At 64.7% G+C, this 25,195-nt stretch carries 29 protein-coding genes; 15 read left to right on the forward strand and 14 right to left on the reverse strand.

Annotated features, from left to right (window positions below; all coding sequences use genetic code 11):
* Positions 1-131 precede the first annotated feature (131 nt).
* Positions 132-890, reverse strand: a complete 759-nt coding sequence (gene fliP, locus ACNJX8_RS15290) for a flagellar type III secretion system pore protein FliP (protein WP_128932830.1) — start codon at positions 888-890, stop codon at positions 132-134.
* On the reverse strand, positions 887-1,858 hold the full coding sequence (locus tag ACNJX8_RS15295; protein WP_439361261.1) for a flagellar biosynthetic protein FliO: 972 nt from the start codon (positions 1,856-1,858) through the stop codon (positions 887-889). The genes fliP and ACNJX8_RS15295 overlap by 4 nt, the downstream gene beginning before the upstream one ends.
* Before the next feature lie 352 nt (positions 1,859-2,210).
* Between ACNJX8_RS15295 and flgB the strand changes: the two genes are divergently transcribed.
* The 10 genes from flgB to ACNJX8_RS15345 all read left to right on the forward strand — a co-directional run bounded on the left by flgB (position 2,211) and on the right by ACNJX8_RS15345 (position 11,762).
* Positions 2,211-2,615 carry a flagellar basal body rod protein FlgB gene (gene flgB, locus ACNJX8_RS15300; protein WP_128932832.1) on the forward strand — a complete coding sequence of 135 codons (405 nt, stop codon included), beginning with the start codon at positions 2,211-2,213 and terminating at the stop codon, positions 2,613-2,615.
* Positions 2,616-2,633: 18 nt separating this feature from the next.
* On the forward strand, positions 2,634-3,059 hold the full coding sequence (flgC, locus tag ACNJX8_RS15305; protein WP_128932833.1) for a flagellar basal body rod protein FlgC: 426 nt from the start codon (positions 2,634-2,636) through the stop codon (positions 3,057-3,059).
* A 16-nt stretch (positions 3,060-3,075) separates the two neighbouring features.
* Positions 3,076-3,384, forward strand: coding sequence for a flagellar hook-basal body complex protein FliE (gene fliE / locus ACNJX8_RS15310; RefSeq protein WP_122402438.1), 309 nt, complete (start codon positions 3,076-3,078; stop codon positions 3,382-3,384).
* A 169-nt stretch (positions 3,385-3,553) separates the two neighbouring features.
* On the forward strand, positions 3,554-3,817 hold the full coding sequence (gene fliQ / locus ACNJX8_RS15315) for a flagellar biosynthesis protein FliQ (protein WP_439361262.1): 264 nt from the start codon (positions 3,554-3,556) through the stop codon (positions 3,815-3,817).
* A gap of 17 nt (positions 3,818-3,834) precedes the next feature.
* Complete coding sequence (gene fliR, locus ACNJX8_RS15320; protein ID WP_091897984.1) at positions 3,835-4,605, forward strand: flagellar biosynthetic protein FliR; 771 nt, start codon at positions 3,835-3,837, stop codon at positions 4,603-4,605.
* Between the two features lie 7 nt (positions 4,606-4,612).
* Complete coding sequence (gene flhB / locus ACNJX8_RS15325; protein WP_439361263.1) at positions 4,613-5,692, forward strand: flagellar biosynthesis protein FlhB; 1,080 nt, start codon at positions 4,613-4,615, stop codon at positions 5,690-5,692.
* A 154-nt stretch (positions 5,693-5,846) separates the two neighbouring features.
* Positions 5,847-8,429, forward strand: a complete 2,583-nt coding sequence (cckA, locus tag ACNJX8_RS15330; protein ID WP_128932836.1) for a cell cycle histidine kinase CckA — start codon at positions 5,847-5,849, stop codon at positions 8,427-8,429.
* Positions 8,430-8,985: 556 nt separating this feature from the next.
* Positions 8,986-9,975, forward strand: coding sequence for a Tim44 domain-containing protein (locus ACNJX8_RS15335; RefSeq protein WP_439361264.1), 990 nt, complete (start codon positions 8,986-8,988; stop codon positions 9,973-9,975).
* A 160-nt stretch (positions 9,976-10,135) separates the two neighbouring features.
* Positions 10,136-10,816: a lectin gene (locus ACNJX8_RS15340; protein ID WP_128932839.1), complete on the forward strand. Its 681-nt coding sequence runs from the start codon at positions 10,136-10,138 to the stop codon at positions 10,814-10,816.
* 238 nt (positions 10,817-11,054) lie between these two features.
* Positions 11,055-11,762, forward strand: coding sequence for a glutathione S-transferase (locus tag ACNJX8_RS15345; protein ID WP_439361265.1), 708 nt, complete (start codon positions 11,055-11,057; stop codon positions 11,760-11,762).
* 28 nt (positions 11,763-11,790) lie between these two features.
* Here ACNJX8_RS15345 and ACNJX8_RS15350 read toward each other — a convergent pair whose 3' ends face one another.
* From ACNJX8_RS15350 to ACNJX8_RS15360, 3 genes are all read right to left on the reverse strand, one after another.
* On the reverse strand, positions 11,791-12,465 hold the full coding sequence (locus tag ACNJX8_RS15350) for a methyltransferase family protein (RefSeq protein WP_439361266.1): 675 nt from the start codon (positions 12,463-12,465) through the stop codon (positions 11,791-11,793).
* 117 nt (positions 12,466-12,582) lie between these two features.
* Positions 12,583-12,756 (reverse strand): hypothetical protein, encoded by a 174-nt coding sequence (locus tag ACNJX8_RS15355; RefSeq protein ID WP_164934497.1) that lies wholly within the window; start codon positions 12,754-12,756, stop codon positions 12,583-12,585.
* Positions 12,757-13,096: 340 nt separating this feature from the next.
* A complete protein-coding gene (locus tag ACNJX8_RS15360) occupies positions 13,097-13,570 on the reverse strand; it encodes a hypothetical protein (protein ID WP_128932844.1) in 474 nt (157 codons plus the stop codon).
* 213 nt (positions 13,571-13,783) lie between these two features.
* On the opposite strand from ACNJX8_RS15360, the gene ACNJX8_RS15365 reads away from it, so the two are divergent.
* Positions 13,784-15,439 (forward strand): fumarate hydratase, encoded by a 1,656-nt coding sequence (locus ACNJX8_RS15365; RefSeq protein WP_439361267.1) that lies wholly within the window; start codon positions 13,784-13,786, stop codon positions 15,437-15,439.
* Between the two features lie 149 nt (positions 15,440-15,588).
* Here ACNJX8_RS15365 and ACNJX8_RS15370 read toward each other — a convergent pair whose 3' ends face one another.
* The 6 genes from ACNJX8_RS15370 to ACNJX8_RS15395 all read right to left on the reverse strand — a co-directional run bounded on the left by ACNJX8_RS15370 (position 15,589) and on the right by ACNJX8_RS15395 (position 20,026).
* Positions 15,589-16,509, reverse strand: coding sequence for an SH3 domain-containing protein (locus ACNJX8_RS15370; protein ID WP_439361268.1), 921 nt, complete (start codon positions 16,507-16,509; stop codon positions 15,589-15,591).
* Between the two features lie 15 nt (positions 16,510-16,524).
* Positions 16,525-16,821 (reverse strand): hypothetical protein, encoded by a 297-nt coding sequence (locus ACNJX8_RS15375; protein ID WP_439361269.1) that lies wholly within the window; start codon positions 16,819-16,821, stop codon positions 16,525-16,527.
* A gap of 190 nt (positions 16,822-17,011) precedes the next feature.
* A complete protein-coding gene (locus ACNJX8_RS15380) occupies positions 17,012-17,566 on the reverse strand; it encodes an inner membrane-spanning protein YciB (RefSeq protein ID WP_439361270.1) in 555 nt (184 codons plus the stop codon).
* A gap of 12 nt (positions 17,567-17,578) precedes the next feature.
* Positions 17,579-18,154, reverse strand: coding sequence for a hypothetical protein (locus ACNJX8_RS15385; RefSeq protein ID WP_439361271.1), 576 nt, complete (start codon positions 18,152-18,154; stop codon positions 17,579-17,581).
* Between the two features lie 77 nt (positions 18,155-18,231).
* Positions 18,232-18,495, reverse strand: a complete 264-nt coding sequence (locus ACNJX8_RS15390; protein WP_128956102.1) for a hypothetical protein — start codon at positions 18,493-18,495, stop codon at positions 18,232-18,234.
* A 136-nt stretch (positions 18,496-18,631) separates the two neighbouring features.
* A complete protein-coding gene (locus tag ACNJX8_RS15395; protein WP_128932851.1) occupies positions 18,632-20,026 on the reverse strand; it encodes a carotenoid oxygenase family protein in 1,395 nt (464 codons plus the stop codon).
* Between the two features lie 106 nt (positions 20,027-20,132).
* Between ACNJX8_RS15395 and ACNJX8_RS15400 the strand changes: the two genes are divergently transcribed.
* Together ACNJX8_RS15400 and ACNJX8_RS15405 are read left to right on the forward strand one after the other, a co-directional pair.
* A complete protein-coding gene (locus tag ACNJX8_RS15400; RefSeq protein ID WP_439361272.1) occupies positions 20,133-20,861 on the forward strand; it encodes a TetR/AcrR family transcriptional regulator in 729 nt (242 codons plus the stop codon).
* 238 nt (positions 20,862-21,099) lie between these two features.
* Complete coding sequence (locus tag ACNJX8_RS15405) at positions 21,100-21,675, forward strand: SET domain-containing protein (RefSeq protein WP_128932853.1); 576 nt, start codon at positions 21,100-21,102, stop codon at positions 21,673-21,675.
* Positions 21,676-21,884: 209 nt separating this feature from the next.
* On the opposite strand, the gene ACNJX8_RS15410 is transcribed toward ACNJX8_RS15405, so the two are convergent.
* Together ACNJX8_RS15410 and ACNJX8_RS15415 are read right to left on the reverse strand one after the other, a co-directional pair.
* Positions 21,885-22,283, reverse strand: a complete 399-nt coding sequence (locus ACNJX8_RS15410) for a hypothetical protein (RefSeq protein ID WP_128938722.1) — start codon at positions 22,281-22,283, stop codon at positions 21,885-21,887.
* Between the two features lie 31 nt (positions 22,284-22,314).
* Positions 22,315-22,545: a hypothetical protein gene (locus tag ACNJX8_RS15415; protein WP_128932855.1), complete on the reverse strand. Its 231-nt coding sequence runs from the start codon at positions 22,543-22,545 to the stop codon at positions 22,315-22,317.
* 101 nt (positions 22,546-22,646) lie between these two features.
* On the opposite strand from ACNJX8_RS15415, the gene ACNJX8_RS15420 reads away from it, so the two are divergent.
* Positions 22,647-23,468: a helix-turn-helix domain-containing protein gene (locus tag ACNJX8_RS15420; RefSeq protein WP_128932856.1), complete on the forward strand. Its 822-nt coding sequence runs from the start codon at positions 22,647-22,649 to the stop codon at positions 23,466-23,468.
* Between the two features lie 40 nt (positions 23,469-23,508).
* Positions 23,509-24,333, forward strand: coding sequence for a helix-turn-helix domain-containing protein (locus tag ACNJX8_RS15425; RefSeq protein WP_439361273.1), 825 nt, complete (start codon positions 23,509-23,511; stop codon positions 24,331-24,333).
* Here ACNJX8_RS15425 and ACNJX8_RS15430 read toward each other — a convergent pair.
* Entirely contained in the window at positions 24,321-25,121 is an 801-nt protein-coding gene (locus tag ACNJX8_RS15430; RefSeq protein ID WP_439361274.1) for a thioesterase family protein, read from the reverse strand. The genes ACNJX8_RS15425 and ACNJX8_RS15430 overlap by 13 nt on opposite strands.
* Positions 25,122-25,195 lie beyond the last annotated feature (74 nt).

Consider the following 25,195-nt stretch of genomic DNA (forward strand, 5'->3'; position numbering starts at 1 on the left):
GTCTTTCCGCGGCGGCAGTCTGGATTGCTTCGTCGCAAGAGCTCCTCGCAATGACGGGGAGGGGCCGGAGGCTATCGCTGGGAGCGGAGAGGATGCCACCTTCGCGGGGCATGACTGCGGATGCATCGGCCTCACCCCCCGTAGCTCTGCACCAGGCTTCCCGCCACCAGCGACCAGCCGTCGACCAGGACGAAGAAGATCAGCTTGAACGGCAGCGAGATCGTTGCAGGTGGTAGCATCATCATGCCCATCGACATCAGCACGGAAGCGACGACGAGGTCGATGATCAGGAAGGGGAGAAACAACAGAAAGCCGATCTCGAAGGCGCGCTTCAGCTCGGAGATCATAAAGGCGGGGACGAGGATGCGCAGTGCGAGATCGTCGGGCGTCGCCGGCGGCTGTTCGCCGGAGAGATCCAGGAACAGCTTGAGGTCCTTCTCGCGCACGTTCTTCTGCATGAAGCCGCGCAACGGCACCGAGGCGCGCTGAAGTGCGTCCTCGACACTGACCTGGTTGGCGACGAGCGGGCGGATGCCCTCGTCGTAGGATTTCTGCAGGACCGGCCCCATCACGAAGAAGGTGAGGAACATCGCGAGCGCAATGATCACCGAGTTCGGCGGCGCGGTCGCCGTGCCCATCGCGGTGCGCAGCAGTGACAGCACGACCACGATGCGCGTGAACGACGTCATCATGATCAGGATCGACGGCGCGATCGACAGGATCGTGAGCAGGGCGATGAGCTGGATCGCGCGCTCGGTAACGCCGCCACCGCCAGCGCCGCCGCCGAGATTGATGCTGATGTCCTGCGCATGCGCAAGCCTCGCGAGCGAGGCCGCGCCGACCAGGACAGAAAGGAAAAGAACTCTACGCGGGAGGGCCGGCAACCTCACGAAGACGGCTTCGGACGGCCGAGCAGCGAGGCCATCTCGTCTTCGAGATTTTCAAAGCTGGTCTTTTCCGCGGCGGGCTTTGCAGGCGGGGCCGGTGGCGCCGGCGGCTCGCTGCGTCCCGCGCGCGGGGGAGCGGCCGGCGGCTCCGGCGCAACCGGAGGGGCGACCGTTTCGCCGGCTGGGCGGCGCAGGGCAGCTTCGAGCCGCTGAGCCATTTCGGCGAGATTCTGCTCGGCGCTCGAGGGGATAGCGGCCGGCGCCGGTGGCGGAACAGGCGGAGCCTGGGGAATGGGGGGAGGCGGCGGCGCGGCTGCGCGCTCGGCGCGCACCGGCGGCATCTTCGGCGGCTCGCTCTGGCGCGGCGGGCGCGGCATCAGCGGCGGCTCGCCGCGGGCGATGCGCGGCGGCAACGGCTCGGGCCGTGGCTCACGCTCGGGTCGCGGCGCGATCGGTTCGGGCGGAAAGCCGGCGAGCGGCGGCTCGCTGCGGCGTTCGGCCAAAGCGGGCGCAGGCCGGCGCACTTCATCGGCGAAGGACGGGCGCGCGGGCCGCGGCGGCGGCTCGGGCGTGTGTGGCTCGGGATGATCCAGCAGCTCGGGTCGCGGCGCTTCGTCGGCCCAGCCGCCGGAATCGGGCATGGGGGCGAGGCGCGGCGGTTCCGCGGCGCTGGGACGCTGCGGAAGCTGGTCGCGGCTGGACGCGGCGCGAACGATGTTGGGCTCGACGACGATGTCCGTCGGGCCGCCGATCATGAGGAGATGCTCGACATTGTCACGCCGGACCAGCACCAGGCGGCGCCGGCCGTCGACGGCGGCGGCATCGATCACGGCGAGCCGAGGCATCCTGCCGCGCTGGGTGTTGGCGCCCAGCCGGCTGCCGGCGAATCGGCGAACCAGCCATGCAGCGACGCCGATCAACGCCAGAACGACGATGAACGCGACGATGAAGGTGATAGGGCTGCCTTGCATACTTGTCCCCGACAAATGGCGCTTTTCTCGTGCCCGTGGTCAGACGCGCCAACCACCGGCCTACGATGCCCCAAACTGCGATCTCTTAATGTTCCACGGCAAGTTTTGCCGTCCCCAACTCTTAATAACCTATGAATCGCTCGATCCAAAACGACTTCTTGGCCTGTATACGCGCCGCCAAACGGTTGGGTTAATGCCACTTTTGGCAGCGTCGAATCACAACGCGCGCATATCGTGTCCCATCGGGGAACAAGTGCCCGTGACATCTTTAACCAGCTGTTAACCATACAGGCGGCAAATTCTGCCTAGCTTCGGACCTCAAGGTCCGGAAGGGGCGGAAGGAGCCGCAACGATGTCCATCAACGACCTCCCGGTGCTGTCGGCGCTTCGGACCAAGATGCAGTGGCACCAGGAGCGCCAGCGCGTGCTGTCCGAGAACGTCTCCAACTCCGATACCCCCAAGTTCCGGCCGCGCGACCTGGTCGAGCCGAAGCTCGACAAGACCGGCGCCGTCACGGGCTCGATGGGGCTTCTGGCCCTTGTCCGCACCAGCGCCTCCCACATGACGCCGTCAGGCGCGGCTTCCGCATTCGACCAGAACAAGAATGCGGGTTTTGAGACCCGTCCTGCGGGCAACGCCGTCAATCTCGAAGAGGAGATGATGAAGGCCGCCAGCAACCAGATGGACTACGCGGCGGCGACCTCGCTCTATTCGAAGAGCCTGCATCTGCTCAAGACCGCGATCGGCAAGGGCTAGACCTAGAGGAGCCCCGTCATGGCGAATGACAGCAGCGACTTTGCCCGCTCGATGGCGATCGCGACCTCCGGCCTGCGGGCCCAGGCCGGGCGCATGCGGGTGATCTCGGAGAACATCGCGAACGCGGATTCGACCTCGCAGACATCAGGCGGCGATCCCTACCGGCGCAAGGTGCCGACCTTTTCTTCCGCGCTCGACCGCACGCTCGAGGCGCAGGTCGTCACCCTCGGCAGGATCAAGCCCGACCAGTCCAGCTTCCGCGTCAAATACGAGCCGAACAATCCGGCCGCGGATGCGAGCGGCAACGTCAAATATCCCAACGTGAATTCGGTGGTCGAGATGACCGACATGCGCGATGCGCAGCGATCCTACGAGGCCAATCTCAACATCATCAGTGCGACGCGCCGGATGATCCAGCGCACGCTCGACATCCTCAAGAGCTGAACAGGACATTTGAGCCATGGCATCACCGACAATCGCCGCCAATGCTTACGCTAATCTCGCCCGCGTGCTGGAGAATAGCGGCGCCGGCAAGGGCAGCGAGCCCAGCGGACAATCCTTCGCTTCGCTGCTGAAAGACGCTGTCGGCAGCGTCATGGAGTCCGGCCGCAAGTCCGATGCGCAGACGGTGGCGATGGCCGCCGGCAAGGCCAACGTGATGGACGTTGTGACGGCGGTCGCCGACACCGATGTCGCGGTGTCCACGCTGGTCTCGGTCCGCGATCGCGTGATCGCGGCCTATGAAGACATCATGAAGATGCCGATCTGATTTGGGAATGGCGCTCGCCCCAATCGTCATTGCGAGCGAAGCGAAGCAATCCAGAGTCTTTCCGCAGGCGCCAGTCTGGATTGCTTCGCTTCGCTCGCAATGACGGAGATAGGTCTTCGCACCGCTTCAAGCGCGTGAGGAGGCGAGGAACGAATAAAGGAAGTTTGCAATGACCGGACCCGAAACCCTCGACGTCGCGCGCGATGCGATCTGGACCATCGTGATCGTGTCGTCGCCGCTGATGGTGGTCGGCCTCGTGGTCGGCGTCATCGTATCGCTGTTCCAAGCCCTGACGCAGATCCAGGAGCAGACGCTGATCTACGTGCCGAAGATCCTGGCCATCTTCGCCACGATGCTGTTGACGCTGCCGTTCATGGCCGACTCGCTCCACGCCCACATGCTGCGGATCTCGTCGCGAATCATCGGCGGCTGAGGCAAGATGCGTAAACTATGCGCATCGACGTCTCGCTGCTGCCGGCGCTCGCCGCTTCCTTCATGCTCGCCTTCGCCCGGGTCGGTGCGATGGTGATGCTGCTGCCGGGCCTGGGTGAGACCAACATCCCGACGCGGATCAAGCTGTCGATCGCGCTGCTGCTCACGCTGATCATCCTGCCCCTGCACCGCAATGCCTATCAGGTCGACATGGGCTCGCTCGCGCCGCTCCTGGTCCTGATGCTGCATGAGATCGCGATCGGCATCGTGCTGGGCGCGACCGCCCGTGTGACGCTCTCGGCCCTGCAGGTCGCCGGCTCCGTGATCGCGCAGCAGATGGGGCTCGGCTTCGTCACCTCGGTCGATCCGACGCAGGGACAGCAGGGCGTGCTCGTCGGCAATTTCCTGACCATGCTGGGCGTGACCTTGTTGTTTGCCACCGACAGCCACCATCTGGTGATCGCGGCGCTGAACGACAGTTACAAGATCTTCTCGCCGGGCGAGACCGTCTCGAGCGGCGACATCGCCTCGCTGGCAACGCGGGCCTTTGCAGCCGCGTTCCGCCTGGGCTTGCAACTCTCCGGACCGTTTCTGGTGTTCGGCCTCGTCTTCAACATCGGGCTAGGTGTGCTGGCGCGGCTGATGCCGCAGATGCAGGTCTATTTCGTCGGCGTGCCGCTCTCGATCTTCGCGGGCTTTCTGGTCCTCGCCGTGGTGCTCACGGCGATGATGGGTACGTTTCTCGACTATTTCATCGGTGTCATGCACCAGATGATGCCGCTCAAATAGGTGATCGATGGCGGAAGACAACGATCCAGAGAGTCAAACAGAAGACCCGACGCAAAAGCGCCTCGACGATGCGCTCGAACGCGGCGACGTCGCCAAGAGCCAGGAGATCAACACCTGGTTCATGATGGCGGGCGGCACGCTCGTGGTCTCGACCTTCTCGGGCTCGGTCGGCAGCGGGCTGCTGACGCCGATGCGCAACCTGCTCGCCAATTCCTGGATGATCAAGACCGACGGCAAGGCTCTGCTCGCGCTGATGCAGCAGATCGAGTTCGCCGTGCTTGCGGCGATTGGCGTGCCCCTCTTGATGCTGGTGCTGGCGGCGATTGCCGGCAACATGCTCCAGCACCGTCTGGTGTGGTCGGCCGAATCCCTGAAACCCAAATTCAACAAGATCTCGCCCGGCGCCGGCTTCAAGCGCATCTTCGGCAAGCAGGCGGCGACGAACTTCCTGAAAGGCCTCGGCAAGCTGATCGCGCTCAGCGTGGTCATGACCATGATCCTGTGGCCGGAGCGCCATCGCATGGAGGCGATGGTCAAGCTCGATCCGGCCGCGATGCTCGGCGCCACCACCAGCATGACCATCCACCTGCTCGGCGCGGTGGTGGCGGCGCTCGCGATCGTCGCCATCGCCGACTATTTCTTCCAGTACCGCAGCTGGTTCCAGCGGCAGAAGATGTCGCTCCAGGAGATCAAGGAAGAGTTCAAGCAGTCCGAAGGCGACCCCCATATCAAGGGCAAAATCAGGCAACTCCGACAGCAGCGCGCCAAGAAGCGCATGATGGCGGCGGTTCCCAAGGCCTCCGTGATCATCACCAACCCGACCCACTATTCGGTGGCGCTGTCTTACGAGCGCGGCATGTCGGCGCCGATCTGCGTCGCCAAAGGTGTCGACAACCTCGCTTTCAAGATCCGGGAGATCGCGCGCGAGCACGATATTCCCATCGTCGAGAACGTGCCGCTCGCCCGCGCGCTCTACGCCACCGTCGACATCGACCAGGAAATCCCGACCGAGCACTACCATGCGGTCGCCGAAGTCATCGGCTACGTCATGCGGCTGAAGCGCGGATTCGGCGCCGGGCGGGGATAAAATGCCGGAAAAGTACCGGACATGGCCGTAATCTGGGAATCAGCGTACCTTTCGCTGCTGCCGCTCTTGCACCTTTGGGTCCGATTCAGGCAGGGAGGACCCCGTGCGCGCCGTAGCGCGTTGATTCTCTGCCGACAGGCTGCGCCAGCTTGAGATGACTGCTGAGACCGACCACGACCTCACACGCGAGCCCGTAGCGGCGCACGAGCCGTCGCCGCGCTCGGGTAGCATCGCGCTGGTGCTGCTGGTGGCCGCCGGCCTCGTCGCGGTCGCCGTCGGGCTGATGACGCTCGGGCGCGCGCAGGCGCAGCCCTATATCCTCGGCATCCTCGCCGTGCTGGCGATGGTCGGCCTGTTCAACTTGTTCGCCTTCGCCGCCGGCATTATCCGCTTCGCCGACCGTAATCTCGACGATCCCATCATTGCCCGCATCTCCGATCACTCGTTCGACGGGCTCGCGGTCACCGATGCGCGCGGGCATGTGGTCTATTCCAATGCGGCCTATCTGACGCTGACCGGCGCCACCGGCCCACAGGACGTGCGTCCCGTCGAGCGCGTCTTCATCGGCAACCCTGACGTCTCCGAAGCCGTGTTCCGCCTGCTCAAAGCCGCCCGCGAGGGCAAGCGGCAGCAGGAGGAGGTGCGCATCTCCGGCCAGGACGGCAATCAGGGCCGCTGGCTGCGCATGCGGGTGCGCCCGCTCGGCACCGGCAAGCGCGAGGCGAAATATGCGGTGTGGTCGATCGCCGATATCACCCGCGACCGCGAGCGCCAGGAAGACGTGTTCCAGGAGCTCCAGCACGCCATCGAATATCTCGATCACGCGCCTTGCGGCTTCTTCTCGGTCAATCCGGCCGGCGAGCTCGCCTATGTCAACGCGACGCTGGCGAACTGGCTGGACTACGACCTCGCCGAGATCGGCTCGGGTGGATTGAAGCTCACCGACATCGTCTCCGGCGACGGCGCCTCGCTATTGACCTCGATCGTGGCGGTGCCGGGCGAGGTGAAGACCGAGGTCTTCGACATCGACCTGCGCATGCGCACGGGCAGGACCATGCCGGTGCGGCTCTATCACAAGCTCGCCTTCGGCGCCGACGGTGCGCCGGGGCCGTCGCGCACGCTCGTGATCAGCCGCGCCCGCGACGAGCGCAGCGATCCCGACCGCGCCGCCGAAGTGCGCTTCATGCGCTTCTTCGACCACACGCCGATGGCGATTGCGACCGTCGACCGCGGCGGCAACGTCGTGCGCGCGAATGCGCGCTACGCCAAGCTCGGGCAGGCGCTCGGGCTCGAGAGCGCCTCCAAGTCGATCTTCCGCGCGGTCAATTCGCGCGATCGGCACCTGTTGATCGCGGCCATCAACCAGGCCGCCGAAGGCCAGGCCGACATCGCGCCGGTCGAGGTCGCCTTGGAGGGGACCAAGGAGCGCTGGGGCCAGTTCTTCGTCACGCCGGTCGATGCGGCCGAGAACGAGGCGGAAGCCGCCATCGTGCACATGCTCGAGACCACCGAGCGGCGCGCGCTGGAGAACCAGATCAACCAGTCGCAGAAGATGGAGACGGTCGGCCAGCTTGCCGGCGGCATCGCCCACGACTTCAACAACGTGCTCTCCGCCATCATGATGGCGAACGATTTCCTGCTGAACGCGCACAAGCCGACCGATCCGTCGTTCCAGGACATCATGCAGATCAAGCAGAACGCGACGCGCGCCGCGACGCTGGTGCGGCAGCTGCTGGCGTTTTCGCGTCGGCAGACGCTGCGGCCGCAGGTGCTCGATCTCGGCGATGCCTTGAGCGATCTCACCATGCTGCTGCGCCGGCTGATCGGCGAGAAGGTCAAGCTCGACCTCGTCCACGGCCGCGATCTCTGGCCGGTGAAGGTCGACGTCTCCCAGTTCGAGCAGGTGATCGTCAATCTCGCGGTGAACGCGCGCGACGCTATGCCTGATGGTGGCAAGCTGATCATCCGCACCTTAAACGTCAGCACCGAAGACGCGGGCAAGCTCGCCTACAAGGGCATGCCGGCCGCCGACTATGTCCGGATCGAGGTCGCCGACACCGGCACTGGCATCCCCGCCGACATCCGCGACAAGATCTTCGAGCCGTTCTTCTCGACGAAAGAGGTGGGCAAGGGTACCGGGCTCGGGCTTTCCACCGTCTACGGCATCGTCAAGCAGACCGGCGGTTTCATCTATGTCGATTCCGAACCGGGGCAGGGCACCTCGTTCCATATCTTCCTGCCGCGCCATCATGCTGAGCCGGAGGTGCAGGTCGAGCAGCCCGCAGCTTTGGTCAGCGCGGTCAATGGCGCCGCGAAGGAGGCCACACCGGCGGCCGAGGCCAAGCCGCGCACCGATCTCACCGGGCAGGGCACCATCCTCTTGGTCGAGGACGAGGAGGGCCTGCGCGCCCTGAACGCGCGTGGCCTGCGCTCGCGCGGCTACACCGTGGTCGAGGCCGAGAACGGCGTCGAGGCCATGGAGGTGCTGGAGGAGGAGAGCGGCGCGATCGATCTCGTCGTCTCCGACGTGGTAATGCCGGAGATGGACGGCCCGACGCTGCTGAAGGCGATGCGGGAGAAGAACCCGGACATCAAATTCATCTTCGTTTCCGGCTACGCCGAGGATGCGTTCGAGAAGAGCCTCCCCGAGGGCCAGCAGTTCGACTTCCTGCCAAAACCGTTTACGCTCAGCCAGCTCGTGGCGGCGGTGAAGGAGACGATGACGAAGGCGGGGTGAGCGTTGTGCCCGAGAGATTGCACTGACGCGCGACAACCTCGGCCGTCGTCCTGGCGAAAGCCAGGACCCATACCGCGTGATCTCTCGGTTGCGCACGCTGCCAATCCCGAACGACCAGCTTTCGCCAAATTGCCTCTCGGGGTAATGGGTCCTGGCTTTCGCCAGGACGACATCGGGAGTGTATGCGCGCGACTGCTTCAACACCGTCATTGCGAGCCACCGGGTCCGCGCAAAGCGCGGCCCGATGACAGGCTCCGCGAAGCAGTCCAGACTGTCTCTTTGGAAAGAGCCTGGATTGCTTCGTCGCAAGGGCTCGTCGCAATGACGTGGTGGGAGAGCTGCGCTCGCAATGGCGAGGAAAAAGCGGAAATCCCGTCGCAAAGGCGCCGGTATCCCGCGACCTCGGTTCCCCGCGCGGCCAAACCCCCGCCAAATGCGGCCAAACCCCCGCCAAATATGGGATTTTGCCACATCCCCGCGACTGAGGGCCGCAGCAATAGGTTCCGAAATCGGCTTCACTTTTCGGGAAGTCTGCCCATCTTAAGCGCACGTCCCCATGCCGGGGATTTGGGAAACGCACATGACTTTCTCGCAACGCTCCCGCAGTCTCTTCAAGACCATTGCCGTCGTGCTGGCGCTTGCGCTGCCGACTGCACTGGCGATCTCGTCCGCTGACGCCCGCGTCGGCGGCGGCTTCTCGTCGGGTTCGCGCGGCTCGCGCACCTATTCGGCGCCGCCGTCGACCACGACTGCGCCGGGCTCGGCCTCGCAGTTCAACCGCACCTACACCCAGCCGGGCGCAGGCATGAATTCGGCCGCGACCGCGCCGGCGCGCGGCGGCCTGTTCGGCCGCGGCGGCGGCTTCCTGGGCGGCCTTGCGGCCGGCTTCCTCGGCGCCGGCCTGCTCGGCATGCTGTTCGGCGGCGGCCTGTTTGGCGGCCTCGGCGGCCTGTCCTCGATCCTGGGCCTGATCATTCAGATCGCGCTGGTGGTGCTCGTGGTGCGGCTGGCGATGTCCTGGTGGCAACGCCGCCACACGCCGCAGGCGGCCTATGCCAATGCTAATGCGGGCGCAGGTCAGGGACCGCAGCCGAACTATCGCAGTGGTCTTGGTGGCTTCGGCTTCGGCGCCAACAGCGCGCCGCTCGAGATCAAGCCCGACGACTATGAGGCGTTCGAGCGCCTGCTCGGCGAAATCCAGACCGCCTGGTCGAACGAGGACGTGACCAAGCTGCACACGCTCGCGACGCCTGAGATGGTCTCCTATTTCGAGCAGGATCTGGCCCAGAACCGTTCGCGCAACGTCGTCAACAAGGTGACCAACGTCAAGCTGTTGCAGGGCGACCTCGCGGAAGCCTGGCGTGAAGGCGAGACCGACTACGCCACGGTGGCGCTGCGCTTCGGGCTCATCGACAAGACGGTCGACCGCAACACCGGCGCAGTCGTTGCCGGTAGCGAGCAGCCGGGCGAGGCGACCGAGATCTGGACGTTCGCCCGCCGGCCGAGCACCGGCTGGGAATTGTCGGCGATCCAGCAGACCAACTGATCGCTTGCGACACGAGGAACCAAGGCGTCGTGCTCCCGCACGGCGCCTTTTTCTTTTGGGCGCCTCTTCTTTTGGGTACCCCGCATCGCCGCATCGGAATAAGCGGGCGTGCGTTGGGTTGAAATCAGGCGGCCAACGACAAGCACAACCGGAGGACAACATGATCCGCACCGAGAGATCCGTGACGATTTCAGGCCTCGCGCTCGCAATGGCCTTGCTTGCGGCGCCATCGGCGCAGGCGCAATCGGCCGACATGACATTCTTCGTGACGTCCAACGGCCCCGGCAAGGGTGCCGATCTCGGCGGCCTCGAGGGAGCCGACGCGCAATGCCAGAAGCTTGCACAAGCCGCGGGCGCCGGCACCAAGACCTGGCGCGCCTATCTCTCGACACAGGCGGCGGACGGCAAGCCGGCGGTCAACGCCCGGGATCGCATCGGCAAGGGACCGTGGCAGAACGCCAAGGGCGCGGTGATCGCCAGGGATGTTGCCGACCTGCACGGCGCGGCCAACAACCTCACCAAGCAGACCGCGCTCAGCGAGAAGGGCGAGGGGATCAATGGTGTTGGCGACCAGCCAAACCGGCATGACGTGCTCACGGGATCGCAACCAGACGGCACCGCGTTTGCCGGTCCGGACGATCGCACCTGCAAGAACTGGACATCGAGCACGCAAGGCGCCGCAATGGTCGGCCATCTCGATCGACGGGGTCTGCGCGACGACGAGCCTTCGAAATCTTGGAACAGCTCTCACCCCTCGCGCGGTCCCGACGGCGGCTGCTCGCAGGCCGATCTGAAGAGCACAGGCGGCGACGGCCTGCTGTATTGTTTCGCGGCGAATTGAGGCGCGAGCTGTCTCTTCCATCATTGCGAGGAGCGTAGCGACAAAATTGCGAAGCAATTTTGCGCTGAAGCGACGAAGCAATCCAGAATCTCTCCGCGGAGACAGTCTGGATTGCTTCGTCGCAAGGGCTCCTCGCAATGACGGAGTGTGTGGTACCGCCGCTCCGTCTCACTCCGACGGAACTTTCGGCTACGTGTTACATTGGTCCCGTCGCCCGCAACGCTCACGGACTCCTCCCATGAAATACGAGCTCTATTACTGGCCCGAGATCCAGGGCCGCGGCGAATATGTGCGGCTGGCGCTGGAGGAAGCGGGCGCCGCCTACGTCGATGTCGCGCGCGGACAGCGCGGGACAGCTGCGATGATAAAGATGATGGACGCGCATGGGGGCACGCCGCCCTTCGCCCCGCCATTCCTGAAGGCGGGCAAGCTCGTCATCGGCCAGACCGCCAACATCCTGCTCTATCTCGGCGCCCGCCATGGTCTTGCGCCGAAGACCGAAGGCGGCAGGCTTTGGGTGCACCAGCTCCAGCTCACCATCACCGACCTCGTCGTCGAGATCCACGACACCCATCACCCGCTCGGGCCCTCGCTCTATTACGAGGACCAGAAGCCGCCGGCGAAGAAGCGCACCGCCGATTTCTGGAGCGAGCGCGTGCCGAAATATCTCGGCTATTTCGAGCAGCTTCTCACCGAGAGTGGCGGCACCTATGTCACGGGACGCAGACTGACCTATGTCGATCTCTCGCTGTTCCAGATCGTCGCGGGGCTCCGCTATGCCTTCCCCAAGCGCATGAAGGCGTTCGAGATAGATATCCCGGGCCTCGTCGGCCTGCACGACCGCATCGCCGCACGGCCCAACATCAAGGCCTATCTCGACAGCGACCGCCGCATTGCCTTCAACGAGCAGGGCATCTTCCGCCGCTATCGCGAACTGGATGCTTAGCCGGCTCAGACGGGAGAGTGATCTGCCCTCACCAAACGCCCGGCACCAGGCGGTAGCGCACCCGCGCCGCATAGTCGGCATAGCCTGGAAGGCCCTCGCGCAAGGTGCGCTCCTCGATAGGGATGCGGACCGCGAACAAGGCAATGAAGAGCGGTATCATCGCAAGTCCCCACCACGACCCAAGCAACAACGGCACGCCGGTGAAGAACAGGACCATGCCGCTGTACATGGGATGGCGGACATAGGCGTAGGGACCGGTCGAGATCACGTGCTGCGCGCGCTCGGTTTGCAGCTTCACCACGGGCGCGGCGAACGAGTTCTCGCGGAAGATCCACATCGTGAACAGTGTCGAGGCCAGGAACAGCACGAGGCCGAGGACCTGGAACGCAACCGGCATCTCGGAGGATTGAATGCGCCGGTCGAGGCCCATCGCGCACAGCCAGGCCAGCATCGCCACGACAAAGACCGTCATGAACATTTTGTCGGCGGCGGGCTGATCCCGTTGCAGGACCGGCCGCAGACGTTCGGCGAGCAGAGCCGGATCGATCCGGTAGAGCCACCAGCCGCAGAGCGGACCGAGCAGGGCGGAGGTGACGAGGAGCACCCAGGCCGAAGGCCAGTGCAGCGTTCCAGCGGACGCGAACAGCAACGCGCCCATGCCGACGACGAAGATCGTGTTCTGCAACAGGAGGCGTGCGATCATGCGCAGAGTCCCGGGATGACCGCGCACGACAGTGGTCCTGCTATCCGGCAAAGATGCGGCCGGATGCGCAAAAGGCCCGATCGACCGGATCGGGCGCTTCAGCTTTGGCAAGCCTGATCAGGCGAGCTGATCGATCCGCGTGCCCTGACCCGGGGGCAGCGGCGCGGGCGGCTGCGGCTTATAGGTCGGATCGTCGTCGTTGACCTTGGCCTGATCGTCCTGCTGCTTGGTCGTGTCGTAGCTCGGAACCACGATCGCGATCGGCGGCGGCGCAACGGTGGAAACCTTCATCCGCAAATCCTCACACATGGAAACAATTGAGCCTGCCCCGCGAGGAGCGAAGTTTCCTTCAAGGCAATCGTTAAAATGCGAGGGAATTGGCGCGGTGGGATTGGGCTGCCTGTAGCTTCCGCGCGTGCAAGTCTTAAGAGAATCGCGGCTCTCTCCACGTCATTGCAAGGAGCTCGCGACAAAATTGCGTAGCAATTTTGCGCTGATGCGACGAAGCAATCCAGTCTGTCTCCGCGCAAAGATCCTGGATTGCTTCGCTGCGCTCGCAATGACGGAATTCGTGGTGGGCGGCATCGCGACACGCGCGCCGCCACCCTGCGGAAAGCGGGGAGCCCCGCGCCTATTCGTCCTTGCCGCGCGTGATCGCGATGGACGCATCCGCCTTTGTGCGGGTGCATTCCATGTTGAGCCGGCGGTAGCGCATGTTGATCTTGTCGCCGCGCAGGAGGCCCATACGCTTCAGGCAACGTGTCGCGCCCGACGTGGTGTCGTCCTTCGTCACGGTGAAAACGATCGCGGCCATCGACCCCACCAGCGCATAGAACTCCGGCTTGGGCTTGCGATCGCCCTTGGCATAGAGCTCGATGGAATATTTGTCGCCACGGCAGCCGACGGACAGCTCCTTGGCCGCCGGGTGTGTCAAATACACGATGTTGGCGGCCCGGAAATTCACCTTGAGCCGATCGATCTGGTTCGCCAGCTCCTTGGCGCTGTCGTCGCAGCGGTCGGCGCGCGCGGGGGAGGTGAGGGCCACAAGGCCGGTGATGGCGGCGGCGACCAGGATCGCGCCGCGGACGTTCAAGTTCAATGTCATGATGAAAAGCCCCTTAGGGCGCGCATTCAAGCGTCGGCGGATGCGAAGCGCAAGGGTGGGAACGGGCCTTTCCACGTGCTGTGCCAATGCCTTCCCGAGCCCTAGCCACCCTCTCCCATGCGCTCCGGTCCCTTTCTTTTCTGCCGGAAATGGGCTTAGAACGCTTCTACGCAGCGGGCCCGCGCGAGGCCCCAAAACCCCGAGATCGACCCCATGAACGCTCCCACCGCCTTTCCCGACCAGTCAAAGCCTGTTCCGCCCTACAAGCACACTCCGCTGTTCCCGCTGGGCAAGGACGAGACGCCTTACAAGAAGATTTCGTCCGAGGGTGTCAGGGTCGAGAAGGTCCTGGGCAAGGACATGCTGGTGGTGTCGCGCGAGGCGCTGCGGGCGCTGTCGGAGGCGGCTTTCGGCGACATCAACCATTACCTGCGGCCTGGCCATCTGAAGCAGCTTCGCGCGATCCTCGAGGATGGTGAGGCGAGCCCGAACGACAAGTTCGTTGCGCTCGACTTTTTGAAGAACGCCAACATCGCCGCCGGCGGCGTGTTGCCGATGTGTCAGGACACCGGCACTGCGATCATCATGGGCAAGAAGGGCTGCAACGTCATCACCGATGGTGACGACGAGGCGGCGCTGTCGGAGGGCGCGCGCGATGCCTATCTGCGCCGCAATCTGCGCTACTCGCAGGTCGCGCCGCTCTCGATGTACGAGGAGAAGAACACCGCCAACAACATGCCGGCGCAATGCGAGATCTACGCCGAAGGCGACGACGCCTACAAGTTCATGTTCATGGCGAAGGGCGGCGGCTCCGCCAACAAGAGCTTTCTGTTCCAGGCGACGCCTTCCGTCCTGACCAAGGACCGGCTCCTCACGTTTCTCAAGGAGAAAATCCTGACGCTAGGCACCGCGGCGTGCCCGCCCTATCACCTCGCGATCGTGATCGGCGGCACCTCGGCCGAGCTGTGCATGAAGACGGTGAAGCTCGCCTCGGCGCGCTATCTTGATGCGCTGCCGACGCACGGCTCGCCCGATGGCAACGCCTTCCGCGACGTCGAGATGGAGAAGGAAATCCACAAGATGACGCAGTCGCTCGGTGTCGGCGCGCAGTTCGGCGGAAAGTATTTCTGCCACGACGTCCGCGTGATCCGCATGCCGCGCCATGGCGCCTCGCTCCCGATCGGGCTTGGCGTGTCCTGCTCGGCCGACCGCCAGGTGCTCGGCAAGATCACGAGGGACGGCATCTATCTCGAGGAGCTCGAGCACAACCCGGCGCAATATCTGCCGCAGGTCGAGCAGTCGCTCGGCGGTGAGGTCGTCAAGATCGATCTCAACCAGCCGATGAAGGACATTCTGGCCACCTTCTCGAAATATCCGATCAAGACCCGGGTCTCGATGACCGGCACCATGATCGTCGCGCGCGATAGCGCCCATGCCAAGCTGCGCGAGCGGCTGGAGAGGGGCGAGCCGCTGCCGGATTACTTCAAGAACCATCCGGTGTATTACGCCGGTCCCGCCAAGACGCCCGACGGCTACGCCTCCGGCGCGTTCGGCCCGACCACGGCGGGTCGCATGGATTCCTTCGTCGACCAGTTCCAGGCTGCCGGCGGCTCGATGGTGATGGTCGCCAAGGGCAACCGGGCGCCTGCCGTGCGCGAGGCCTGCAAGAAGTATGGCGGCTTCTATCTCGGCTCGATCGGCGGCGCCGCGGCGAACCTTGCCGAGCACTGCATCAAGAAGGTTGAGGTGCTCGAATATCCCGAGCTCGGCATGGAAGCGATCTGGCGCATCGAAGTCGTCGACTTCCCCGCCTTCATCATCATCGACGACAAGGGCAACGACTTCTTCAAGGAATTGAATTTGGGCTAGCTGCTTCATCCCCACTTGCGTGCGGGTGATCGCAGCTGTGCTTTACGAAAGATCGTCATGCCCGGGCTTGTCCCGGGCATCCACGTTCTTGGTACGGCGAACAAGACATGGATTGCCGGGACAAGCCCGGCCATGACGATGCGGAAGCTTCAACTACAATTCGTAACCTGGTTGGAGCAGAGCGAACGCCACCAGCCGCGCACACCGTCGTGGCTCTCGACGAGACCCCAATATCCGCTACAGGCAAGCAGGCGCTTCGGGCCGCCGTCACCGTCAATCGGGCCGCCGAGCTCGCGTTGCGCCGGCATCCATTTGGCGTCGACGAAGGGGGCCTGGAACAGCCCGCCCGCGCGCGTGTAGCCGTTGGCGAAATTCGCGCCGACCTTGTTGGAGGCGACCCAGCCGCGTCCGGCATAGGGCTTTGGCGCATTGCGCGGATATTTTTTCTCGTCCTCGTAATCCTTGCCCGGCGGTTTCGCGCCTTCGATCAGAAACCAGCCGTCCTTGAAACCGACGATGCGGAATTCGGTGAGCCAGCCGCCCTCGGGCGTGTTCTCGCTGCCGCCAAGCCTTAGTCGATACGGCGGCGGCAGGGTGCCGAGCACGCGCACCTTCACCGATGGCTCGGTCCGCACGTTGAGTCCGTTCGGATCCTTGTCGATGGACCAGGCGCCGAGATCGCAGGGCTCCGTGCCCTCGGGCAGGGTTGCGCGCTTGCCCGCCAGCTCGGCGTGGAGCTTTGCATAATCGCCGTCGTCATCGGCTGCATCGGCCTCGACGCGCGGTTTCAATTCGGCCGATACCGCGCGCTTCTCGTCTGGTGTCAGCGCGACCACGAGGGTCTGGCGCGCAGCGAACACGCTGGCCGGCGACTTCGGGTCATTCGACGTCGCCGGATAGACGGCGAGGTAACCAGTCGAGGCTTCGGTGCGGTAGGCCATGCCGGCGACATAACCCGCCGGCACCAGGGCGAGCGCGCTTGCGCGCCACACCGGTTCGGTGTCATCCGCGCTCGCCGCTTGTGTCGCGACACACAGGATCGTTGCCGCGATGAGACGGAGCACGCGCATGATTGCTGCGCGGCCTTATGTCCGCGCGCCCGTGAACGGGAAGCTGCCCATCGGGCCGATGACCATCTCGCCGCTGATGCTGTCGCCGGAGACGGTGCCGGTGAATTCGAGCGTGAGCGGCATCGGGTTCGTGATCGAGACCTTCCAGGAGACGTTGTCGCCGCTGACGGTGCCATCGAAAATCTCGGCGGTATTACCTTCCGCGCCTTGCGTGCCCGTGAGCGCGCCGCCCGCGGCCTTCAGGCTCAGCGTCGCCTGGCGCTCGCCCATCGGCGTCGTCATGGTCAGATTCCAGTTGCCGTCAACGGCCATTCCCATCTCCCGAACAAATCCCGGCGGGCCGCGACGATCCGCGGCCAGTCCTGGGCGAGCCTATAACCCAACTCGCAGCGCCTGCCTAACGCTGCATTGGAGGCGTAGAAGCATGATCCGGAAAAGTGTGTAGCGGTTTTCCGAAAAGATCAGGCTCAAACGACATCCTAAAGCGCGGTCACATCGCGCTTTAGGCGCGGGCAGCGGCGCGCCGGCGACTGGTGACGATGAGGCGCAGAACGACGTACTGCACGGCAAAAGCCAGGATCTTGGCGCCGCCTGCGACCACCGTGAGGTAGAACGCCCACAGCTTCAGATCGCCGGTCGATGCGACGGCGATCACGCCGACGCCGATCACGAACATCAGCACCGCCCAGGCATAGCCCGCAGCCGTCACATGTTCCGGAACGGTCTCGACGACGATCGGCGGCATGTAGCGCAGCATCCAGCCGCGCTTGAGCATGATGATGCCGATCGCGAAATGCGCGATCGCGGGCTTTGCCAGCATAAAGCGGGGATCATTGGTCAAGAGCGTGATCGTGCCCAGCACGACCACGAGCGCGAGGCTCGCATAGGTCATGTAGTTGAGCTCTCGTTCCTTGACGCGGGCATAGATCACCTGCGCGATTGCACCGGCAATCGCCACCGACGTCGCCAGGACGACGTTGTCGGTGATGAGGTAGATGACCAGGAAGACGATGGCGGAAAGGAAGTCGGAGGCGAGGCGGGCGAAAACGCTCTTCATCGTCGATCCTGTTCAGCGGGCGTTGGGCAATGCGCGGGCGGGCGCACCGTACTTGATCTCGCGATACTCGGGATACCACTTTGTGAAGTACATTGCGCTGTTGCGGGCAGCGAAGGCGACCGCAAGGCTCGACCAGAGCGGCAGCCCGGGGACGTAGAGTAGCACGAGATTGGCGGCTGCCATCAACAGCGCGGCTGCGGTCCAGGCGCCGGTTATGACGTAATTGGCGCGGCGGAAGCCGGGCATCGCCGCGGTTTCGGCCGGGACGGATTCAAGCGCATATTGCAGCGTGAAAGGACGGCGGACCAGCATCGAGCCGAGTGAGATGATGAAGATGCCGAGGTCGACCGACAGCTTGACACCGAGCGTGCCGAGCGCGGGATCGAGCAGCGCGAGATAGAGGCCGATTGCGGCGAACACGATCGCCGAGCCCGTGGCCAGGATCTTCACCGAGCGGCCGCGCATGACATCGATTGCGACCGTGGCGAGGCAGATTGCAGCGGCCGCAAACACGCTGATCGTGGCGGAGGTCACCAGCATCAGCAACGCGAAGGCGCCGTAGGGCGCGAGGATCAGGAAAATCGCCATGAGCCGCCTCGATCTGGTCAAATCTTTACAGTGTAAAGATAAGTAATCGACGGCGAAGGTCGGGTCAAGCGAAATCTTTACAATGTCAAAATGACGTAAGCGACCTCTAAAAGATGAAGTGCTGCAACGACTTGGTCGGAGGCTTCGCCAGCCAATTCCGCCCAGGGCAGCCGCGACAGGATCGGCAGCGCGGAGGCGATCAAAAGGCCGATGGTGAGCAAGATGCCGCCGTTGAAGAAGGTAAGGCTGCTTCGCCGCAGCCGGATCGTCTGCAATGTGAATGCGGCGCAGGCCAGGGCCAGGACGGCGAGGCAGTCCGCGGTGATCGAGGGTATGTGCATGTGGAATCTCTTTGGTGACACATCCGCGCTGTCATTCCGGGGCGACGCGAAGCGTCGGAATCCATTGAGCGGCAGAACACGCGGCGAAATGGATTCCGGGCGCGCTAACGCGCGCCCCGGAATGACGAGGTGAGAACTACGCCCCCACCCAATTGCCGTGAAAGCCGTCGGGCACGCGGTGGCCGAGCTGCACCAGCGCGACGGGACCGGCCTCGACATCGGTGGCGTTGAACACGGCGAGGTCGCTGCGGTTCTCCCGCGCGCGCCAGACCACCGCGAGCAGCCAACCGTCGCCCTCGGCGGCATCCTTCGACCCCTCGACGAACACCGGCTCGGAGATGGTGTCGCCGGCCGGCAGTAGATAATGGCCGAGCCGTTTGCCGTTGCCGTCGACATGGACGACGCCCGAGAGCGCGCCGAACATCGGCAGCCTCGGATTGGCGCAGGCGTACCAGCCGTGGCGGCTCCTCAGCCCGGCGCGGCGATCGTCGATGCGGGGGAATTCGCCGGTGAGATCGTCGAGATAGGTTTGCTGGAAGCGGTCGGTATTGCCCGAGAGATCGAACGTCCAGCGGCAGTGGCGGGCGCGTGACTTCTCTGGATCCGTCGGCCGGCCGTCGGGATGCGGAAACAGCGGCGCCTCCTCGAACTGCATGACGTCGGCGATAATGCGGTGATCGTCTTCCCACGCATTCATGACGTGGAAGACGTAGCAGGCCTCAGCTCGAAACCAGACGATGTCCTTTGCCGTGCCGTTGCGCTTCATCACGCCGACATAGGCGCCTTTGTCCGGCTCCCAGGCATAGGGCGGCCGTCCACTCATCGCGCGCTCCACGCTGCCGGTGATGGGAAGGATCGGAAACAACACATGGTTCGCGGTGACGATGAAGTCATGCACCATGCTGGCATAGGGCGCTTCGAAACGCTCGAAGCGCGTCGCCTTGCCCGACGCATCGATCGATCCGTAGGAGAGGGCAGGCGTCAACGGTCCGGCGGCATTGTAGCCGAAGAACACCAGTTCGCCTGTGATGGGATCGATCTTCGGATGCGCGGTAAAGCTGCCGGCGACGCGGCCCTGGTAGTTGTGATAGCCGCGCGTTGCCAGCGTGCCAGGCTCGATCTCAGTCGGCAGATGCGCTTCTTCCAGCGCCAGCAGCTTGCCGGCATGGAAGATGATGTTGGTGTTGGCGACGCCGCCATCGGTGAGGTTGGCCGGGGCATCGGGCAGCTTGCGGCCGAAGCCGCCGAACAAGGCGCGGCCGGCGTCGTGCTCGGCCATCCATTTCGGGGTGCGGACCCAGCGATTGCGGTAGCTGGCGCGTCCGTTCTCGAGGTGGAAGGCGTGCAGCATGCCGTCGCCCACGAACCAGTGCGCACCGGGCGAAGAGAACTGCGGATTGGGGCCGTTGCGATAGAGCGTGCCGTTCAGCTCGCGCGGCAGTTCGCCGATGATGTTGAGGAATGGCGCGTCGGCCTCGAACGGGATCGGCGCGATGTTGTTGCGGCGCTCAATGACGGCGTCCTGCTGCACGGCGAATCCTTCCCTATCTTTACATCGTAAAGATTGGATAACGCTAATTGCCGTTCCGGTCAAGCGAAATCTTTACACTGTCAATATTGCGCTCTATAGCTTGTCCATGGGCAAGAGCGAAACCAGGGTCGCGCACGGCGTGCGCCCCCCGAAGAAGACACCATCGGCCTCGCGTGCGTCTCCGCGTCCCCCGCGGCGCCCGGCGGTGGCGAAGACCGAGACACCCTATCACCACGGCGCCTTGCGCGAGGCGTTGCTCCAGGCCGCGGAACGGGTGCTGGAGCGTGATGGGCTTGCCGGCCTGACATTGCGGGCGGTGGCGCGCGAGGCGGGCGTCTCGCATGCCGCGCCGACCCATCATTTCGGCGACCTCACCGGGCTGCTCAGCGAGCTTGCGGCCGTGGGCTTCCGCCAGTTCAACGCCGCGATGGCCTCGTCCTGCAATGCTGCCACCACGCCGCTCGAGCGCGCGCTGGCGCGGCCGAAGGCCTATGTCGCTTATGCGCAGGCCCATCCCGGCATGTACGGAATCATGTTCCGCACCGAACGGCTCGATTATTCGAGGCCCTCGCTGCATGAGGCCGCCGAGGCCTCCTTCGCCGGGCTTGCCAATGCGATCGGCATGATGCGGCAGGAGCAGATCAGCGAAGACGCGCTGACGCTGAACCAGGGCGCCGCGATCGCCCGCGCCTGGTCGATGGTGCACGGCTTCACCACGCTGCTGCTCGACGGGCGGCTCAAGGATATTTTGGAGCGGCTGCCCGAGGGCACGACGGCCGAACGGCTACTCGAGGCGATGCTGACGGCGCCTGTGACCACCAAACTTCCAGTGTAGCGGGCTGTGGAGCCGCAGAAGAGCCTAAATCGCGATGGGATTAGGATGAATCGTCATCGCGGTGAGGATGGGATCATGATGGCGGCTCGATGTAGCTGGAACTTCGTAGCATCAGACGCCTTGATTGTGGGCAAGGCTCAAAAGCGCCATCAGGCACCTGACAGCGGCGCGGAATCGTTCTAGAAGAGCGGCTTCGCTTGGGTCATCCGGCCTCGTTCGCGTCCATTTTCTCTTGATCATGCCAGCCATCTCTTCGAACAAACCCTATCGCGTCGGCCGCTCCAAAACCGGGCTCGGCCTTTTCGCCACCAAGCCGATCAAGAAGGGAACCCGGATCATCCGCTATTTCGGGCCGATCCTGGATTCGCGGATTCCGGCGCACGACGAGATCGAGAACAAATATCTGTTCGAGCTCAACGGCCGCTGGACCATCGACGGATCGGTGCGCAAGAACTTCGCCCGCTACATCAATCATTCCTGCCGGCCCAACGCCGAGTCCGATGTTCGCCCGCGCGAGCGCAAGGTCTTCATCCGCGCCATCAAGAACATCGAGCCGGGCGACGAGATCAACTACGACTACGGCACCGACTATTTCAAAGCCTATCTGAAGCCGATCGGCTGCAAGTGCGACTCCTGCGAGAAGAAGCGCAAGAAGCTGCGCGCCGAGGCGCGGGCCGAACGCGCCAAGGTGAAGGCGCGAGCCGAGCGCAAGGCCACGAAGGCGGGCGCCAGGAGTCCGAAAAGCAAGGCCGCGAAAAAGAAGAAGCTCAACGGCCACGCCATCGGCAAGGCGAACGGCCGCGCGCGGGCCTGAGCTTGGGCCTTCAACTCAGCTGTCATGCCCCCGGCTTGCCGCCTTCGCTAAAGCTTCGGCGGCCGAGCACCCTTGTGGCCCCGGCGTAGCCTTGGCGGAGCCGGGACCGGGGGCATCCAGTACACGCCGCGGCGTCTCCGTATCCATTTACTGTCTCTGGAATACTGGGGCGCCCGGTCAAGCCGGGCGACGACAGCATGTATGTGGCCTCACGCCGCCACCGCACTCGCGCTCCTTCGCAGCCCCACATATTGCAGCTCGGCGAACACGCCGGTCGCAATCGCCTGCGCCACGACCATAAGCTCGCCCGCGAGATTCGGCGACACCGCGCTCGAAAGCAGCAGCGCGATGCTGCCGGCTGTCCAGGCCGCGTTACCGATCACGACCAGCAGCACCAGCGCCTTGGATACGGATGCACGCGCGGCGAGCCAGCCGACCAGCGCGCTGTAGGCGATCAGGAACAGGCCGGTCTCACGCAGCAGCGCTTCCGGCAGGTTGAACAGCGAGGCGAACGCGCCTGCGCCGAAGGTGAAACCGAGCGCGGCGACGCCGCTGAAGAGGGCATCGGCGAGCAGTGCACGGCGCAGGAAAGTGGATGCTTCGATCATCGTGGTTCTCCTTGGTTGAGGTCGGGGGAAATCACCGCAATCCGCGCCACCAAGCGCGGACAATGCGGGCGAGGCGGAACGGGCACAGGCTCCTGCCGACGCCGTGCTCGAAAGCGATGACCTGCGCGACGACATAGTCGCCGGTCGAATGCACCAGCGGCTCCGGCATGTTGAGGCTGCGCGCCAGCATCCGGGTTGCGAAGGCCATGGCCCAGGGCAAGACGTGTTCTGCGATGGTCCGGTAGAGCAGCAGCGCGATCATGGTCATCTCCTGTTTCGACCGAGGATGCGCACGTCCGCGCACCAATTCGATTACCTCGCGGGTAATGGAAGGGCCGAAATCGGCGTGCTAGGTTTTCGATCATGAACGCACATGCATCCACGGCACGCGCCGAACACAGCCAGCCGGTCCATATCGGCGACCATTTGCGCGAATGGCGGCAGCGCCGTCGCATGAGCCAGCTCGATCTCGCCGGCGAGGCCGAGGTCTCGGCGCGGCACTTGAGCTTCGTCGAGACCGGCCGCGCTGCGCCCTCGCGCGACATGGTGCTCAGACTCGCCGAGCGTCTCGACGTGCCCTTGCGTGAACGCAACGTGCTGCTGGTCGCGGCCGGCTATGCGCCGGCCTTCCCGCAGCGCACCCTGGAGGATCCTGCCTTGAAATCAGCGCGCCAGGCGATCGACCTCGTTCTCAAGGCGCATGAGCCCAATCCGGCCGTGGCGGTGGACCGGCATTGGAACCTGGTGTCGGCCAATCGCATGGTGGCGCCGCTGCTCGACGGCATCCCGCAGCGCCTGCTCGGCCAGCCCTTCAACGTGCTGCGGCTCGCGTTCCATCCGGAGGCGCTGGCGCCGCGCACGGTCAATCTCGCGGAATGGTGCGGGCATCTGCTCGAGCGGCTGCACCGGCAATGCGAGGCGACGGCCGACCCTGAGTTGATCAAGCTCTACAATGATCTGAAGAGCTACCCCATCCCGGCGCGCGCGGCGCCGCTGTCGAGCGACAATGTCGCAATTCCCTTCAAGCTGCGCCACCAGGGCGAGATCCTGAGCTTCTTCTCCACCACCATGGTGTTCGGCACGCCCGTCGACATCACATTGTCGGAGCTGGCGCTGGAGACCTTCTTCCCGGCGGACGAGCGCACCGCCGAACGGCTGAAGCAGATGGCGGCCAGCCTTTCCTAGCGGCGTTTACAGAGCGCAGCTGCGCTCGCATAATCCGCAGATGGACACACGTTCCTCCCGACCCTTGCGGCCGGCCAATCCGGTCGGGGATCTCCTGCGCGCCTGGCGCACACGCCGTGCGTTGAGCCAGGCGGAGCTGGCGTTCGAGGCCGGCATTTCGGTCAAGCATCTGAGCTATGTCGAGACCGGCAAGGCGGCCGCCAGCCGGGACATCCTGCTGCAACTCGCCTCCGCCCTCGATTTGTCGCTGCGTGACCGCAACGCGCTGCTCGAGGCCGGCGGTTTCGCGCGGCAATATGGCGAGCGAGATCTTGCGGCGCCGGAGCTTGCCGAGGCGCGACGTGCCATCGATCTCCTGCTGCGGCGGCACGAGCCGTTCCCCGCGATCGTGACCGATCGGCGCTGGAACGTGAAGCAGGCCAATCGCGCCGCCTCACGCCTGATGACCATGCTGCTCGGGCCCGAGCGCATGCAGCGGCCGCTCAACCATATGCGCATGTTCCTTGCGTCAAACGAGCTCAGGCCGTTCGTAGAGAACTGGCCGGGCGTGGCGGCGGCACTGTTGTCGCGCGCGCGTCATGAAGCCATGGCCGCGCCGCTCGATGAGGCCGTGCAATCGACCTGGCGCGAGTTGATGCGCTTGCCGGAGCTTCCTGCGCCTCAGTTCGAGGACTACGCCGTGCCGGGGCCGCTCTGCGAGGTGCGCCTGCGCAGGGGCGAAGTCGCAATCGGCCTGATCGGTGCGGTTCTGACGCTCGGCACGCCACAGGACGTGACGCTTCAGGAGCTCCGCGTCGAGATGTTCATGCCGGCGGATGCCGCGTCCGAGGCCACCCTGGTCACGCTTGCATCTCAGGACGCCTGAGCTTGCACGGCGTCACGCCGCTCGAAGCTCATGGCCTGCATCACCTCGGCGAACGGACCGTTGCGGTCGCTCAACGTCGCCGTGGTGAGGCCCGCGCCATTGGCGCCGACGCGCGTGGCGGCACGGATCAGGATCCATTCGCCCTCGGGCGGCCGAAAGAAATAGAGGCTGATCTCGGGATTGATGAAGGTCCAGTCGCGCATGTCGACGATCTGCGCGACGCCGCTGGAAAAATCCGCGGCCTGCACGGCCTGGAGCATCGGAGTGTTGGGCTCGCCTTCGACCAACGCCGCGTCGAGCCGCATCCAGGCGGCCGCGGGACCCGGCTTTTCCAGCGCACCCTCGATCAGCTGCACCGACACGTTCTGGAAATAGCGGCTCCATTTCTGCGCGAAGGCCGGCGGCGGACTGCCTGCCTCGGGTGCCTTGTCGAGCGTTGCGGGCCCGGCGAAAGGATCGGCCGGCGATTCTCCACTCTGCGCTGTCAGCAGCGCCGTGCAGCGGCCGATCTCGGTCTCGCCGTCCATTAGCCGCACCTGCGCGGTCTTGGCCTTGCGGCCGTCGCGCAGCAATTCGGCGATCGTCCTGAAGGCGCGCAGGCCCGCCGGTCGCCAGAGGTCGAAGGTCAGGCGCCGTACCGCAAAGCCTGATTCGGTCGCGAACCGCTCGACTTCACGGGCCATGAGGGCGGTGGTGGCGCTACCCTGCAACATGTCCGGCGACCACGGACCGCCGGCATGCTCGGTGGCCCGGAAATGATGACCTTCCGGCCTGAAAATGGCTGTCATTGCAGTCTCCCGCTGGTCCGATCCTGGCCGCGAGTATCGGGGCGGGGCGCACCTTTCACAATAACCGCAGAGGT

Source organism: Bradyrhizobium sp. SPXBL-04 (genome assembly GCF_051853035.1).
GTDB lineage: Bacteria > Pseudomonadota > Alphaproteobacteria > Rhizobiales > Xanthobacteraceae > Bradyrhizobium > Bradyrhizobium zhanjiangense.

Bases quoted from the DNA above. Each gene is read 5' to 3' on its own strand.
- ACNJX8_RS15295 (WP_439361261.1), bottom strand. From the start codon at position 1,858: ATGCAAGGCAGCCCTATCACCTTCATCGTCGCGTTCATCGTCGTTCTG.
- flgB (WP_128932832.1), top strand. From the start codon at position 2,211: ATGTCCATCAACGACCTCCCGGTGCTGTCGGCGCTTCGGACCAAGATG.
- flgC (WP_128932833.1), top strand. From the start codon at position 2,634: ATGGCGAATGACAGCAGCGACTTTGCCCGCTCGATGGCGATCGCGACC.
- fliE (WP_122402438.1), top strand. From the start codon at position 3,076: ATGGCATCACCGACAATCGCCGCCAATGCTTACGCTAATCTCGCCCGC.
- fliQ (WP_439361262.1), top strand. From the start codon at position 3,554: ATGACCGGACCCGAAACCCTCGACGTCGCGCGCGATGCGATCTGGACC.
- fliR (WP_091897984.1), top strand. From the start codon at position 3,835: ATGCGCATCGACGTCTCGCTGCTGCCGGCGCTCGCCGCTTCCTTCATG.
- flhB (WP_439361263.1), top strand. From the start codon at position 4,613: ATGGCGGAAGACAACGATCCAGAGAGTCAAACAGAAGACCCGACGCAA.
- cckA (WP_128932836.1), top strand. From the start codon at position 5,847: ATGACTGCTGAGACCGACCACGACCTCACACGCGAGCCCGTAGCGGCG.
- ACNJX8_RS15335 (WP_439361264.1), top strand. From the start codon at position 8,986: ATGCCGGGGATTTGGGAAACGCACATGACTTTCTCGCAACGCTCCCGC.
- ACNJX8_RS15340 (WP_128932839.1), top strand. From the start codon at position 10,136: ATGATCCGCACCGAGAGATCCGTGACGATTTCAGGCCTCGCGCTCGCA.
- ACNJX8_RS15345 (WP_439361265.1), top strand. From the start codon at position 11,055: ATGAAATACGAGCTCTATTACTGGCCCGAGATCCAGGGCCGCGGCGAA.
- ACNJX8_RS15350 (WP_439361266.1), bottom strand. From the start codon at position 12,465: ATGATCGCACGCCTCCTGTTGCAGAACACGATCTTCGTCGTCGGCATG.
- ACNJX8_RS15355 (WP_164934497.1), bottom strand. From the start codon at position 12,756: ATGAAGGTTTCCACCGTTGCGCCGCCGCCGATCGCGATCGTGGTTCCG.
- ACNJX8_RS15360 (WP_128932844.1), bottom strand. From the start codon at position 13,570: ATGACATTGAACTTGAACGTCCGCGGCGCGATCCTGGTCGCCGCCGCC.
- ACNJX8_RS15365 (WP_439361267.1), top strand. From the start codon at position 13,784: ATGAACGCTCCCACCGCCTTTCCCGACCAGTCAAAGCCTGTTCCGCCC.
- ACNJX8_RS15370 (WP_439361268.1), bottom strand. From the start codon at position 16,509: ATGCGCGTGCTCCGTCTCATCGCGGCAACGATCCTGTGTGTCGCGACA.
- ACNJX8_RS15375 (WP_439361269.1), bottom strand. From the start codon at position 16,821: ATGGCCGTTGACGGCAACTGGAATCTGACCATGACGACGCCGATGGGC.
- ACNJX8_RS15380 (WP_439361270.1), bottom strand. From the start codon at position 17,566: ATGAAGAGCGTTTTCGCCCGCCTCGCCTCCGACTTCCTTTCCGCCATC.
- ACNJX8_RS15385 (WP_439361271.1), bottom strand. From the start codon at position 18,154: ATGGCGATTTTCCTGATCCTCGCGCCCTACGGCGCCTTCGCGTTGCTG.
- ACNJX8_RS15390 (WP_128956102.1), bottom strand. From the start codon at position 18,495: ATGCACATACCCTCGATCACCGCGGACTGCCTCGCCGTCCTGGCCCTG.
- ACNJX8_RS15400 (WP_439361272.1), top strand. From the start codon at position 20,133: ATGGGCAAGAGCGAAACCAGGGTCGCGCACGGCGTGCGCCCCCCGAAG.
- ACNJX8_RS15405 (WP_128932853.1), top strand. From the start codon at position 21,100: ATGCCAGCCATCTCTTCGAACAAACCCTATCGCGTCGGCCGCTCCAAA.
- ACNJX8_RS15410 (WP_128938722.1), bottom strand. From the start codon at position 22,283: ATGATCGAAGCATCCACTTTCCTGCGCCGTGCACTGCTCGCCGATGCC.
- ACNJX8_RS15415 (WP_128932855.1), bottom strand. From the start codon at position 22,545: ATGATCGCGCTGCTGCTCTACCGGACCATCGCAGAACACGTCTTGCCC.
- ACNJX8_RS15420 (WP_128932856.1), top strand. From the start codon at position 22,647: ATGAACGCACATGCATCCACGGCACGCGCCGAACACAGCCAGCCGGTC.
- ACNJX8_RS15425 (WP_439361273.1), top strand. From the start codon at position 23,509: ATGGACACACGTTCCTCCCGACCCTTGCGGCCGGCCAATCCGGTCGGG.
- ACNJX8_RS15430 (WP_439361274.1), bottom strand. From the start codon at position 25,121: ATGACAGCCATTTTCAGGCCGGAAGGTCATCATTTCCGGGCCACCGAG.